General features: G+C 72.1%; 12 protein-coding genes. 5 read left to right on the forward strand and 7 right to left on the reverse strand.

The genetic code is table 11. The features are described from left to right. Positions 1–165: 165 nt before the first annotated feature. Positions 166–822: a sulfite exporter TauE/SafE family protein gene (locus tag H305_RS0103450; RefSeq protein ID WP_234020617.1), complete on the forward strand. Its 657-nt coding sequence runs from the start codon at positions 166–168 to the stop codon at positions 820–822. A 73-nt stretch (positions 823–895) separates the two neighbouring features. Here the strand turns inward: H305_RS0103450 and H305_RS0103455 are convergent, their stop codons facing one another. The 3 genes from H305_RS0103455 to H305_RS0103465 form a co-directional block, all read right to left on the reverse strand. After that, positions 896–1555 (reverse strand): DUF5063 domain-containing protein, encoded by a 660-nt coding sequence (locus H305_RS0103455; protein WP_028799184.1) that lies wholly within the window; start codon positions 1553–1555, stop codon positions 896–898. Next, the gene (recR, locus tag H305_RS0103460) at positions 1548–2147 is read right to left on the reverse strand and encodes a recombination mediator RecR (protein WP_028799185.1); all 600 of its coding nucleotides are present in this window, start codon (positions 2145–2147) and stop codon (positions 1548–1550) included. Before recR ends, H305_RS0103455 begins: the two co-directional genes overlap by 8 nt. A 109-nt stretch (positions 2148–2256) precedes the next feature. Next, positions 2257–2601 carry a YbaB/EbfC family nucleoid-associated protein gene (locus H305_RS0103465; protein WP_028799186.1) on the reverse strand — a complete coding sequence of 115 codons (345 nt, stop codon included), beginning with the start codon at positions 2599–2601 and terminating at the stop codon, positions 2257–2259. A gap of 276 nt (positions 2602–2877) precedes the next feature. On the opposite strand from H305_RS0103465, the gene H305_RS0103470 reads away from it, so the two are divergent. Further along, entirely contained in the window at positions 2878–3618 is a 741-nt protein-coding gene (locus tag H305_RS0103470; RefSeq protein WP_028799187.1) for an SLATT domain-containing protein, read from the forward strand. A gap of 322 nt (positions 3619–3940) precedes the next feature. Here H305_RS0103470 and H305_RS0103475 read toward each other — a convergent pair whose 3' ends face one another. Next, positions 3941–5998, reverse strand: coding sequence for a protein kinase domain-containing protein (locus H305_RS0103475; protein WP_028799188.1), 2058 nt, complete (start codon positions 5996–5998; stop codon positions 3941–3943). Positions 5999–6480: 482 nt separating this feature from the next. Between H305_RS0103475 and H305_RS0103480 the strand changes: the two genes are divergently transcribed. The 3 genes from H305_RS0103480 (at position 6481) to H305_RS0103490 (ending at position 9518) form a co-directional block, all read left to right on the forward strand. After that, on the forward strand, positions 6481–7836 hold the full coding sequence (locus H305_RS0103480) for an aspartate aminotransferase family protein (protein WP_028799189.1): 1356 nt from the start codon (positions 6481–6483) through the stop codon (positions 7834–7836). A 155-nt stretch (positions 7837–7991) separates the two neighbouring features. Beyond that, the gene (locus H305_RS0103485) at positions 7992–8705 is read left to right on the forward strand and encodes a GntR family transcriptional regulator (protein WP_028799190.1); all 714 of its coding nucleotides are present in this window, start codon (positions 7992–7994) and stop codon (positions 8703–8705) included. Positions 8706–8867: 162 nt separating this feature from the next. Next, the gene (locus H305_RS0103490) at positions 8868–9518 is read left to right on the forward strand and encodes a hypothetical protein (protein WP_028799191.1); all 651 of its coding nucleotides are present in this window, start codon (positions 8868–8870) and stop codon (positions 9516–9518) included. A gap of 115 nt (positions 9519–9633) precedes the next feature. Here the strand turns inward: H305_RS0103490 and H305_RS0103495 are convergent, their stop codons facing one another. From H305_RS0103495 to H305_RS0103505, 3 genes are read right to left on the reverse strand one after another with little or no spacing between them, the layout of a single operon-like run. Next, positions 9634–10386, reverse strand: coding sequence for a hypothetical protein (locus H305_RS0103495; RefSeq protein WP_028799192.1), 753 nt, complete (start codon positions 10384–10386; stop codon positions 9634–9636). Beyond that, entirely contained in the window at positions 10383–10841 is a 459-nt protein-coding gene (locus H305_RS0103500) for a hypothetical protein (RefSeq protein WP_028799193.1), read from the reverse strand. Before H305_RS0103500 ends, H305_RS0103495 begins: the two co-directional genes overlap by 4 nt. Positions 10842–10859: 18 nt before the next feature. Continuing rightward, entirely contained in the window at positions 10860–13079 is a 2220-nt protein-coding gene (locus tag H305_RS0103505) for a glycoside hydrolase domain-containing protein (RefSeq protein ID WP_028799194.1), read from the reverse strand. Positions 13080–13122: the final 43 nt, after the last annotated feature.

Raw genomic sequence — 13122 nt, forward strand, 5'->3', positions numbered from 1 at the left:
CGGGCGCGGTCCGGGCCTGCCGGGCGCGGTCCGGGCCTGCACGGGTGTTGATCGCGCGGTGCCCACGGGAAGACGCTGTCGGGCGTGACGGGTGGTGGTTGGGCGGACAGTCTCCTGCTGGGCGGGATCGTGCTGCTGGGGTCGGGCGTGCAGTGGCTCACCGGCATGGGCTTCGCCCTGGTGGCCGTGCCCGCGCTGGTGCTGCTGCTCGGGCCCGCCGAGGGCGTCGTCCTCGCGAACTGCGCGGCGGGCGTGATCAGCGTGGTCGGACTCGCGGGCGGCTGGCGGCGGGTGCGGCTCGGCGCGATGGTGCCGCTGTGCGCGGCGGCGGCGTGCACCGTCCCGGCCGGGACCTGGCTGGCCCGGCGGCTCCCCGAGCCCGCGCTGCTCGCTTGCATGGGTGCGCTGGTGACGACGGCGGTGGCGCTCGTGATGCGGGGCGCCCAGGTGCCCGCCCTGCGCGGCGGCAAAGGCGCGGTGGCCGCGGGGGCCCTGGGCGGTTTCATGAACGCGGCGGCCGGGGTGGGCGGCCCTCCGGTGTCCCTCTACGCCGTCAACGCGGGCTGGACGGTACGGGAGTTCGTGCCGAACGCGCAGTTCTACGGGGTGCTGGTGAACGCGTTCTCGGTGGCCGCGAACGGGGTGCCGCGGCTCGGCGGGCCCGTGTGGGCGCTCGCGGTCGCGGGGATGGTCGCGGGGTCCCTGGCCGGACGGGCCCTCGCGCGATGGCTGCCCGAGAGACGGGCCCGGCTCCTGGTCCTGGGGCTCGCGCTGGCCGGCGGGGTCACCACGCTGGGCAAGGGGCTGTGGGAGCTGCGGTGACGACGCCGGCGGCGGGCCGCCGTCGTGCCCCACCGCGGTCGCAGCCGACGGCCGCCGTCACGGGCGGCTGCCGCTACTTGACCGGGCGCAGGCCCAGCGGGCCCGCGATCTCCTCCACCATGACCTTGCCGGCCTCCTCGGCGAGCGCGTCGTCGCCGAGGTCCTGGTCGGTGTCCAGGCCGTTCAGGTCGTCCAGGGGCTGGTTCAGGCGCACGTGCGCCACCACGGACTGGAGGGCGCGCAGGGCGGCCGAGGCCGTGGAACCCCAGTTGGAGAAGTACGAGAACTGCCACCACCACAGGGCCTCCGTGGTGCGGCCGGCGCGGTAGTGGGCCATGCCGTGGCGGAGGTCGGTGATGACGTCGGCGAGGTCGTCGGAGATCCGGCAGGCGACCGGCGCCTTGCGGGGCTCGTACGGGTCGAAGACCTCCGAGTACACGTCGATCGGGTCCAGCATCACCGCGAGGCGCTCGCGGAGCTCGTCGACGTCCGGCTCGGGGCCCAGATCGGGCTCGTAGCGCTCCTCGGGGAGGATGTCCTCGTGTGCGCCGAGACGGCCGCCGGCCAGGAGGAGCTGCGAGACCTCCAGGAGGAGGAAGGGCACGGCCGAGTCCGGCTCGTCGCCCTTGGCCACCTCGGAGACGGCGACCAGGAAGCTCTCTACCTGGTCCGCGATCTGGACCACGAAGTCGTCGGGGTCCTGACTGGTCGCGTGCAGCGTGGCGTCAGACATCTAGGAGTCGTCTCCCCTCGAAGGCGCGGCCGAGCGTGACCTCGTCCGCGTATTCCAGGTCGCCACCCACCGGGAGGCCGCTGGCCAGGCGGGTGACCTTGAGGCCCATGGGCTTGATCATGCGGGCGAGATACGTGGCCGTGGCCTCGCCCTCAAGGTTCGGGTCGGTGGCGAGGATGAGTTCCGTGACCGTGCCGTCGGCGAGACGGGCCAGCAGTTCTCTTATCCGCAGGTCGTCGGGGCCGACGCCCTCGATGGGGCTGATGGCGCCGCCCAGCACGTGGTACTTGCCGCGGAACTCGCGTGTCCGCTCGACCGCGACGACGTCCTTGGGCTCCTCGACCACACAGATCACCGAGACGTCCCGGCGCGGGTCGCGGCAGATGTTGCACAGCTCTTCCTGCGCCACGTTGCCGCAGGTCGCGCAGAAGCGGACCTTGGCCTTGACCTCCATGAGGGCCTGCGCGAGGCGCCGCACGTCCGTCGGCTCGGCCTGCAGGATGTGGAAGGCGATCCGCTGCGCGCTCTTGGGACCGACGCCGGGCAGCCGCCCCAGTTCGTCGATGAGGTCCTGGACCACGCCTTCGTACAACGGACTGCCTTTCCTGGTTCCTGAATCCTGCTTCGTCCCTGTGCGTACGGTAGTTGGCTGCCGCCCGTCTTAGAAAGGCAGGCCGAGCCTCAGAACGGCACGCCCGGCCTCAGAACGGCAGGCCGGGGATGCCGCTGCCGCCGCCGAGGCCCTGGGTGAGCGGGCCGAGCTTCTGCTGCTGGAGCGTCTGGGCGTTCTCGTTGGCCGCCTGGACGGCCGCGACGATCAGGTCGGCGAGCGTCTCCGTGTCCTCGGGGTCGACCGCCTTCGGGTCGATCACCAGGGCGCGGAGCTCGCCGGAGCCCGTTACGGTCGCCTTCACCAGGCCGCCGCCCGCCTGGCCGTCGACCTCCGTCCGCGCCAGCTCCTCCTGCGCGTTCGCGAGGTCCTGTTGCATTTTCTGGGCCTGCTGGAGCAGCTGCTGCATATTGGGCTGGCCACCACCGGGAATCACGATCAGCTCCTGGTTTCGAGTACGGCTGAGTGGACCCTTTTTCCTGTCCAGCTTGAGCCTACGTGCTCGACGGGCCCGTCGCCCAAGCACTCTTTCGAGTGAGAGCGTCGGGACTCCTATACCTGATCAAGACCCACTTCCGGGCGGAAAAGCGATGAAATCCGGTTCATCGCCACCCATTGGGCGGTAGGAAGGGTCCGGCGCTTTTGCACCAGGCGTCACACGACGTCACACGCCGTCGTCACTGCCGTCACCGTCGTCAGTAGGGAGTGCCGGGTGAGTCAGCCGGAGATGCAGCCCGAGGGGCCGCCCCAGGACGGGCGGGGCGACGGGGCGGCCGAGCTGGTGCCGGGCGATCTGACCGGCCGGCCGTTCCCGCTGGGCGACTGGGGAGAACCCGCGGAGCGGCTCCACGAGCTGTACCGCTGGGTGGAGCGTGGCGCGCTCGACACGGCCTCCTGGTACCTGTCCGACCGCGTGTGGAAGCGGCGCGGGGCGCGGGTGCTGCGCTGCGGGGCGGCTGTCGGGGCGGTGTCCGGGGCAGCCGCTCCGCTGCTCGATCTCACCGGGGTGGTGGGCGGGGTGGCCCCCTGGGGCTATCTGGCGCTGCTCGTCGGGGTCGCGTGCGTGGCCGGTGACCGGTTCTTCGGGGTGACCTCGGGGTGGATAAGGGACGTGGCCACGGCCCAGGCCGTGCACCGGCGGCTCCAGGTCCTCCAGTTCGACTGGGCGTCCGAGAGCGTGCGGGAGGTCCTCGGGCCGACGGAGGGGACGGCCGGAGAGGCCGCGGAGCGGTGTCTCGGCGTGCTGCGGCGGTTCTGCGAGGACGTCACGGAACTGGTGCGGGCGGAGACGGCGGACTGGATGGTCGAGTTCCGGACGGGGTCGGCGCCCATGGGCATCCAGTCGTCGCTGTCGGGCGCGCCGCGCACCGAGGCGGTGCCTCCGGGGCGCGCCCCGCTGCCTCCGGGCGCGCGCCCGAACATGCCGCGGCAGCGGCCTCCGGAGCCCCGCTAGGCCTCCGGGCACGGCTGGGCCGCCGAGCCCGGCGCGGCCCGAACGCACGTCGTCGCCTGTCGGGTCGTCCATCCGCACCCGGTGGCCGATCCTCTTGCGCCGCGGCACCCGGCGCTCGTACCGGACCATGCCGGTGGTGGCCACGATGCCGGCGACGGCCGTCGCCACGGCCACGACGTCCTCCGCGCTCGGCCACTCAAGCCACTCCCCCGGGCCTGTCGTCCGGTCACGGCACGAGCTGGCCCGGGAACCCCGGCATACGCGAGGTGAACTTCAACGGGGTTTCAGAGCGAGCGAGTCGGGGGTCCCTCCCGGGGTGCTTTCAGCCGCCCTTCGTGTACGTCAGGGCCTCGCCCGAGTCCTTGTTCACGCGGCGCAGCCGGCCGTCCGAGAGGAGGGTGACCTCGGAGGCCGCGCCCGGCGAGCAGGACGTGGCCGGCTCTCCGACGGTGACGTCGGAGGCGCTGATCTCCAGGGGGCCGCCCGCGGAGGGCTCCTCGGCGAGCCTGGCCTCGAAGACGCAGTGGTAGGTGCCGCTGCCGGCCGGGCCGTCCGCGACGAGGGACAGCACGGTGTCCCCGACCTTGCCCTGCTGGATCGTGAGTCGGCGGGTGTTGTGTCCCGTCGCGTTGTCGATGCTGGTGTTCCAGGTGCCGAGGAACTCGTCCGGGATGGTGCCGTCCGTCGACTCCCGCGCACTGGGCGACTCGGAGGCCGTGGAGGGCTCCGTGGTGCTCGGGCCCGGCGTGGTGGGCGCGCCGGAGGCGGTCGCCGACGCCTTGGCGTCGTCGTGGTCCTTGTCGCCCCCGGTGCCCTTCATCAGCGCGTAGACGCTGCCGCCCGCGCCGAGCGCGACGACCAGCGCCACGACGATCAGAAGGGCGGTGGACCGGCCGCTTCTGCGCGGGGGTTCGGGCGACAGCGGGGCGCCGCCCGGTCCGTACGGGGGTGTGGCGCCGCCCGGTCCGTACGGCGGCGTCGCGCCACCGGGGCCGTACGGCGAGGCGACGCCCGGCCCGTACGGAGGCGTCGAGCCGTACGGGGCCGGCTGTGCGCCCCAGCCGCCCTGCTGCGGATAGCCGTACCCGGGGTGGGGCGCGGCGGGGCCGGTGGGCTGGGGGTGCTGCTGGGGATAGCCGTACGCGGGGTGCGCGGTGGCCGGCGGGGCGGTCGGAGGGGGCGTCGGGCCCGCGCCCGCCACCATCGTGGGCAGATGGTCGAGCGGGGCGGGCTGCCCGGGTGCGGGCGGGGTGCCGCCCTCCTCGGCCGCGGCCGGGGCGTGCTCCGGCGGGGTCTCGGGCGAGGCGTCGGGTGGGGTGGCCGGCGGTGCGGGCGGGAGTGCGGGCGGCGCCTTCGAGAGGTCGGGGGCCGGGGGTGCGGCGGGCGGCGGCGCGGCGGGCAGCGCCGGCGGCACGGGAGGCGCTCCGGCCGGCAGGGCGGGCATCCGCGGCTGCCCGTCGTCGGGGTCCTCGGCGTCCAGCAGCTGCACCGCGTGCCGGCCGAGCTGGGCCACCAACGCGCTCGGCAGCCACGGATCGCGGGCGCGGCCGTCCGAGACGGTGTCCTCCGCGCCGGTGCGCTCCAGCACCTGGGCGAGGCTCGGCCGGGCGGACGGGTCCTTGCGCAGGCAGTCGCGCACGAGGTCGGCGAGCCCCTCGGGAACGCCTTCCAGGTCGGGCTCCTCCTGCGCGATGCGGAACATCATCGCGTGCACCCCGCTGTTGGCCGCCCCGAAGGGCAGGGCGCCCGTGGCGGCGTACGAGAGGACCGAGCCGAGGCAGAACACGTCGCAGGCGGGTGTGACCCGGTCGCCGCGGACCTGCTCGGGGGCCATGAAGCCGGGTGAGCCGACGAGCGCGCCGGTGCGGGTGAGGCCGCCGTCGGTCACCGTCTCCAGGGCGCGTGCGATCCCGAAGTCGATCACGCGAGGGCCGTCGATGGTGACCAGGACGTTCGACGGTTTGAGGTCGCGGTGGATGAGACCCGCGGCGTGGATGTCCTGGAGTGCGTGCGCGAGGCCGGCGGCGAGGATGCGGACGGAGCGCTCGGGCAGCGCGCCGTGGTCGTGGCCGACGACGGTCTGCAGGGACGGCCCGGCGACGTAGCCGGTGGCGACCCACGGGATCACGGCCTCGGTGTCCGCGTCGAGCACCGGGGCGGTCCAGTACCCGCCGACCCGCCGCGCGGCCTGCACCTCCTGCCGGAAGCGGGCCCGGAACTCCTCCTGCTCCGCGAGTTCCTCGCGCACCAGCTTGACCGCGACGGTGCGGCCCCGGTCGGACCGGGCGAGGTACACGTGCCCCATCCCGCCCGCGCCGAGCCGAGCCAGCAGCCGATACGCGCCGATCCGCTGCGGATCCCCCGCCCCCAGCTTCTCCATGCCCGCGCCCACCTTCCCCCGTGTGTGTGCAACAGACCGAGGATAATCCGGTCGTACGGGGAGGTGGGTGGGGCGGTGTCTACGGTTCCGTAACAGCCCGTGGTGATTCCGTGACGTTCGCGGCGAGCTCGTCGAGGACCGTCGACAGGCGCTCCAGGGCGCGTACCGCTTCGGCCGGCCCGTCTTCGCCGAGCGCCTCGGCGGGCCGGTCGGCGAAGACGGCGTGCCCGGGGACGCTCCGTGTCCGCCGGCCCGGCAGCCTTCGCCCCGCCCCGTCTTGAGGTCCAGAGAGCATCTTTCAGCCCGTCCGGCGATCGAGGACGAGGCCGTCCAGGCCGATCCACGGCGGCTCCGGGGACGTCACGGCCGGCGGCAGCAAAGACGCCGGCGTGGTCAGGCCCGACAGACTGTCGCGGAATGCCCGCGTCGGCAGACAGGACGCCGATATCGCGTCCACTCCGTGGACATTTACGCTTCGGCGCATGACCCCTCAGCCCAACCCCCAGGTCGGTGCCGCCGTGAAGGCCGCGGACCGCGCGCACGTGTTCCACTCCTGGTCCGCGCAGGAGCTCATCGACCCGCTCGCCGTCGCCGGCGCGGAGGGGTCGTACTTCTGGGACTACGAAGGCAAGCGGTATCTGGACTTCACCAGTGGGCTCGTCTTCACCAACATCGGATACCAGCACCCGAAGGTCGTCGCCGCGATCCAGGAGCAGGCCGCATCCCTGTCCACGTTCGCGCCCGCCTTCGCCGTCGAGGCGCGTTCGGAGGCGGCCCGGCTGATCGCCGAGCGCACCCCCGGCGACCTGGACAAGATCTTCTTCACCAACGGCGGCGCGGAGGCCGTCGAGAACGCCACGCGGATGGCCCGGCTGCACACCGACCGTCCGAAGGTGCTCTCCGCCTACCGCTCGTACCACGGCGCCACCTCGACCGCGATCAACCTCACCGGTGACCCGCGCCGCTGGCCCAGTGACAGCGCTGCCGCCGGTGTCGTCCACTTCTGGGCGCCGTTCCTGTACCGCAGCCCCTTCTACTCGGACGACGAGCAGCAGGAGTGCGAGCGGGCACTCCAGCACCTCGAGGACACCATCGCCTTCGAGGGGCCGGCCACCGTCGCCGCGGTGATCCTGGAGACCGTGCCGGGCACGGCGGGCATCATGACGCCGCCCGCCGGCTACCTCGCCGGTGTGCGCGAGATATGCGACCGGTACGGGATCGTCTTCGTCCTCGACGAGGTCATGGCCGGCTTCGGGCGGACCGGCAAGTGGTTCGCCGCGGACCACTTCGGTGTGACGCCCGACCTGATGACCTTCGCGAAGGGCGTGAACTCCGGATACGTGCCGCTCGGCGGTGTCGCGATCTCCGGAGCCATCGCGGAGACCTTCGCCCGGCGGCCCTACCCGGGCGGGCTCACCTACTCCGGGCACCCGCTGGCCTGTGCCGCCGCCGTCGCGACGATCAACGTCATGGAGGAGGAGGGCATCGTCGACCAGGCCGCGGCCATCGGCGAGAACGTCCTCGGGCCGGCGCTGCGCGAGCTCGCCGAGCGACACCCGAGCGTCGGCGAAGTACGCGGCACCGGTGTCTTCTGGGCGCTGGAGCTGGTGAAGAACCGGGAGACGCGGGAGCCGCTGGTTCCGTACAACGCGGCGGGCGAGGCGAACGCGCCGATGGCCGCGTTCGGTGCCGCGGCCAAGGCCCGCGGCCTGTGGCCCTTCATCAACATGAACCGCACCCACGTCGTGCCGCCCTGCAACATCTCCGAGGCCGAGGCCAAGGAGGGTCTGGCGGCCCTGGACGAGGCGCTGTCCGTGGCGGACGAGCACACCGCGTAGCGCGAGATCCGGTCACCTTCCGAACCCCCGGCCGGGCGGTTGAGCCCGGCCGGGGGTTCGAGGTCTGCGGCCCCTCCACCGCGTAAGGTGTCCTGCTCGTAGTGATACGCGAGTAGACCCACCACCACATCCACGCGATGGGGGAGCCAGACACCATGCCCGGCACCGGCGGCAATGGCGCCGTGACCCGCAGCACCCTGCGGCAGCAGATCGCGGACGCGCTCCGCGACGAGGTGCTCGCGGGCCGCCTCCAGCCGGGCCAGGCGTTCACGGTGAAGGAGATCGCGGACCAGTACGGCGTCTCCGCCACCCCCGTCCGCGAGGCCCTGGTCGACCTGTCGGCGCAGGGTCTGCTGGAGGCGGACCAGCACCGCGGCTTCCGCGTGCAGGAGTACTCCGCCGACGACTACCGCGACATGATCGAGGCCCGCAGCCTGGTCACCGAGGGCATGTTCCGCAGCCTCGTCGCAGGTGGTCTGCGCCAGCTCGACGACCAGCGGGCCGTCGTCGCCCTGGCCGCCGTGCGCCGCCGCGGCGAGGAGGCCCAGCGCGCCGCGACCGCCGGCGAGCTCAACATCCTCATCGGCTACGACCTCCGCTTCTGGCGCGAACTCAGCGGCCTCTTCGGCAACCCCTACCTCGCCGACTTCCTGCACCGGCTGCGCGTCCAGTCCTGGGTGTGCACCGTCCAGCACCTGCGCCGGGTCGCCGACCTGAGGGGCCACCTGTGGGCCGGGCACACGGAGCTCGTGGACGCCCTGGCCCGCCGCGACGCGGACGCGGCCCAGGCGATCGTCGTGGCCTACAACGCACACTCGCTGGCCCTCATCCAGCACCTGACCGCAGACGACGGCCCGTCCGGCGTTTGAGGAGGGCCCCCGCGGGCGATCGGGGGGTTGGGGACGTGACCCGGGGGGCACCGCGCGCCCCCGGCCACCGGAAAACCCAGTTGTGCACCGAGGCCTTCCGAGGACCGCCGCGCGCATTACGCTGCCCTGACCACCGTGCACCCGAGGAAGAGGAGCCGTCTGTTGGCCTGTGACCTGTGGTTGGTCCCGCTCGTCGACGTGTTGTGCCACACCCCCGACAACCCCTTCGCCGAGGAACTCGCGCTCTACGACAAGGCGCTGGCCGAGGCGGGACTCCCACCCGTCCCGGTCTACGCGTACATGCCGGGGCTGTCCGGCGACGTGGCCCCGGTCGCCGGCTTCGACTACGACGCGCTGCACTTCCTGCGCCGCGCCTACCTGCTCCAGATGTGCGGTCTGGCGGTCACCCCGGTGGACGAACTCGGCGGCGACTACGAACAGCTGCTGGAGATGTTCGAGACCAACGCCCAGCAGTCACACCTGGTCTGGCACTACGACCACGCGGGCGCCTACGTCCCGGTCGACTTCCCCCACCCCCTCGCCAACGACGAACTCCTCGCGGGCGGCGGCCCTCTGGGCTCCTCCCACGCGCTGCTGCGCGAACTCGAGTTCGTGGCCCCCTCGATCGGTATCGACCCGGCCAACCCGCCCGCCGCCCCGCAACCGCCCGCGGCGCCCACGGAGCTGGAGGAGCCGGCCGCGCCGGCGCCCTACGACGCCAGCCCCTTCGCCCGGGAGCGCCACGTCTGGCTCGGCCTGCACGCCGCCGCGACCCGCAGCCTCGCCCAGGGATCGATGATCATCTTCAGCTAGCGGCCGTCGCCCGGACCGGGCCGCGGGGTGCCGGCGGTGCCCGGTCCGGGCTACAGCCACGGGCACGGGCCCGGCCCCACCCGTGAGGGTGCGGACCGGGCCCGCGGGCCACCGGTCAGACCTGCTGGGCGGCGAGCCGCTTCGCGGCCCTGCGGCGCTGCGGCTGAAGCGGATCGACGAGAACACCCGAACCAAGACCGGGCGTCTCGGCCCAGCGGCGGATCTTCTCCGCCACCGCGGTCAGGCGCGCATCGTCCGGACCCACGTCGATGGAGAACAGCGACTCGTCCGGCTTGCGGTCGTCGCCGCCCCAGCGGACCACGCCCTCGGCGTCCGCGAGGATGTCGCGGATCACCAGCTCCTGGAGGGGGTAGAACCCGCCGCGCACCCCCAAGGGGTAGGAGCCGGGCCGGATCTGCACCGCCGTGCCGGAGGCCTGGTTGGACTCGGCCAGTCCCCTGCGCACCGAGCCCGGGGTGCGCCAGCCGACGACGTCGCCCTTGCGCAGGGCGTCGATCTCGTAGTGGAAGCGGCGGACGACGTGCACGAGGACGGTTTCGACGTCTCCCATGCGCACCCGCACGTCCACCGGGGTGCCCGTCACGGGTCTGGTGTAGATGTTGCCGCGGTCGTCGACGACCTTCTCCATCTCCCAGCCGTTCTTCGAACGAAGGCCGTTGAGCACGTGGGCCTTCCGCTCCTCGGCCCTGCGCCGGGCCTTCTGCACCGCCTCGCGGAGCGCGGCGGGGTCGGGCCCGTGGTCCGCCGCGTATCCGGGGGTGGCGAGCAGTTGTGATCCGGCCGTGGCGCCTGCGGCCATGAGGACGGCGCGGCGCAGCACGGTGCGTCGCGGCAGGTTCGCCGTCATGAGATTTCCTCCTTGCGTCGGGCGGTCGCGAATCCGGCGAGGGTGAGCGCCAGGGCGCACACCCCCAGCACGGTCACTGCAGGGTTGATGTACGACGGGATGACCGCTTCGACCGTGTGCCCGTCACCGGTACGGCAGCCGAAGTGAAGCGGGATGAACGAGGGTTCGTATCCGGTGAGTCGCCGGTCGCCGACCGCCGTGTTGCACGCCCGGGACCGGTCCTGGTCGTCGAGGAGGACCAGGTGCAGAACGCCCCAGGTGTACATGCCGGCCGCCGCGGCCCACGCCAGTGCCGCGGCGGACCTGAGGGCCGCTGTCGCCGTCCGGGCGGCCCCGGCGCGGACCAGCGGCCTCACCCCGCGCACCAGGAGCCACGGGGTGGCCACCAGTCCGGCCAGGGTCAGCAGGAGGACGACGGTGCCGTCGTGGCCGGCGTACGGCTGGTCTCCGGACATGGGGCGCTCCGCTCTCTGTCACAGGTTCCGGGAGATCGCGTTGTACTTCTCCATCACGTAGTAGAGCCCCAGCCGCTTCTTCGCCTCGCTGAACGCGGGCTCCGCGGGGCCCTGGTAGCGGCGCAGGACGTCGTAGATCTCCGAGTCGTTGTAGTCCAGGCGCGGGGAGCGCATCGCGGGGGAGTCGTCGTCCCCGCCGGGCTTCCCGTCGATGTCCCACATGTCGATCATGAAGACGCTGGTGAGGGCGAACTCCTCGTCGTCGTGGGCTTTCTTCCAGATCGAGTACTTGTCGTCGTCGCTGGACGCGTCGAGGATCGGCCGGCCGGTCACGTAGCCCTTCGTGAGGCAGTGGTTCCACGCGCCGACGAGGGTGAGGGCCCGCTGCTTGGCGATGCCGGTGGACGAGTCCTTGATGAACTTGCCCGTCGTGTTGTACGCGAGGATCGTGGCCTCCCAGGCCGCCTCGTCGAGGGGCTCGATGTGCCGCATCTCCCAGTACGCCGACGTCTGGATGAGCGCCTTGCGCAGGTTGTACCTGTTCGACAGACTCGTGATGAGCGCGTCGTGGTCGACCACCGTCGACTGGAAGCACTTCCAGTGCTGGTAGCTGCGCGTACCGCCGTCGAGCGGGTAGCCGAGGGACTCCATGTACTTGCCGACGTCCGTCTGCATGGCGGTGAGGACGGAGTCGTCGAGGCGGGTGTCGGGCTTCTGGGTGCGCGGGGCGTTGAAGGAGCCCTGGCCGGTGTCGCGGCCCGAGGCGATGTTGTTGTCGATCTCGATCGCCCCGTCGCCCGAGCCCACCGTGCGGGTGACGATCTGGTCGTAGGCCCAGTTCTCGGGCAGCGGATAGCCGAAGTTCCCGGAGAAACCGGAGGACATGTCGGAGACGAACGCGGCGGTCGCGTGGCCGGCCTCGGAGACGCGGGTGCACACGTTGCGCGGCCCGTACACACCGACCGCGTACCGGTTGCCGTCGTCGGCTATCGCGTCCTCGATGCCCTTGAAGTGGGGCAGGACGCTGGAGGTGACGTCCTCGTCGAGGGCGTCGAAGTCGACGGCGAAGAAGATCCTCGCGCCGGCCTTGAAGCCGTGGTCCAGGGCCGCGTTGACCGCGGCCTGTCCGGCGGTCCGGCCCGCGATGTAGTTGAAGTCCGAGGCGTCCCGGCCGTAGGTCTGGTAGATCGGGAAACAGCGCAGCCCGGCGTCGGCGATGGTCTGGAGCTCGCCCTCCTGGATCGCCTTCTCGTACGGCTTCCCGCCGGTCGGGTTGGTGAGATAGCGCCCGACGTACTTGATGCCCTCGGCCTTCAGCGCGGCGGCACGGGCCGGGGTGATCCGGGTGACGCCGTCGCAGGCCTCGCCCTTGCGCGCCTGGTCGCCGTAGGAGACGAGGAGGGAGGCCCAGGTCGAGAAGTCGCCCTTGCCGGTGACGGGCAGCTTCGCGAACGACTGGAAGTCTGAGACGGCCGAGGCCAGGCTGCTGGTGAAGGTCCCGCCGAAGGACACGGGCCGGTGGTTGAGGACCATGCCGGCGGAGAAGAGCTGCACCCAGGGCCCGGAGTCCCCGGTGGCCACGGTGTGGCTCTTCAGACCGCTCTGGGTGCCGGGGCCGAACACTCCGTTGGCCGTGCCGTCGGCCATGCCCAGCTCGTACTGGACGGCGAACAGCATGGACTTGGCGACGTCGCGCGAGTGGTGGCCGTCCGCGGGGATGATGAAGAAGTCCTTGCGGGTCACGTACTGCCCGTTCAGCCATCTCTGCACGGCCTGGATGCTGTCCGAGCCGCCGTTGACGGTGACATAGGCGTCCATGTTCAGCAGGCCCTTGAACACCTTGGGCACCAGGTTGCCGCCGGGGTAGGTGAAGTCCACGCCCATGTTCTGCTTCAGCCGGGTGATCGAGGCGTAGACGCGGGAGTTGTACGTTCCGTCGATGTCGCCGCCGTCGTATCCCTTGCAATAGAGGGCCGACTGGATGATGCGGGCGAAGTTCGCCGACGGGACCGTCTCGCTGTTGAGCGTCGGGTACCTGGACGTGAGCGTGGACAAAGTGGTGGGGCCGAAGGTGTCCGACAGGCTCGTGATGCCCAGTTCGTACTGGAGGGCACGGGTGAGGCCGAACATCGTCGTCCAGCCGGTCACCCCGTTCTCGGGGATCCGGTCGATGCCCAGCTTGCCTTCGTAGGCACCGTTGATGAACTGCTGCGCCTTGCGCACCATCTCGTCGGCCACGGGGGCTCCTGTTCCGTCTCGGGGTCGGACGGCGTTCGACGTG

The sequence above is a fragment of the Streptomyces sp. 142MFCol3.1 genome (assembly GCF_000424945.1).
GTDB classification, from domain to species: domain Bacteria; phylum Actinomycetota; class Actinomycetes; order Streptomycetales; family Streptomycetaceae; genus Streptomyces; species Streptomyces siamensis.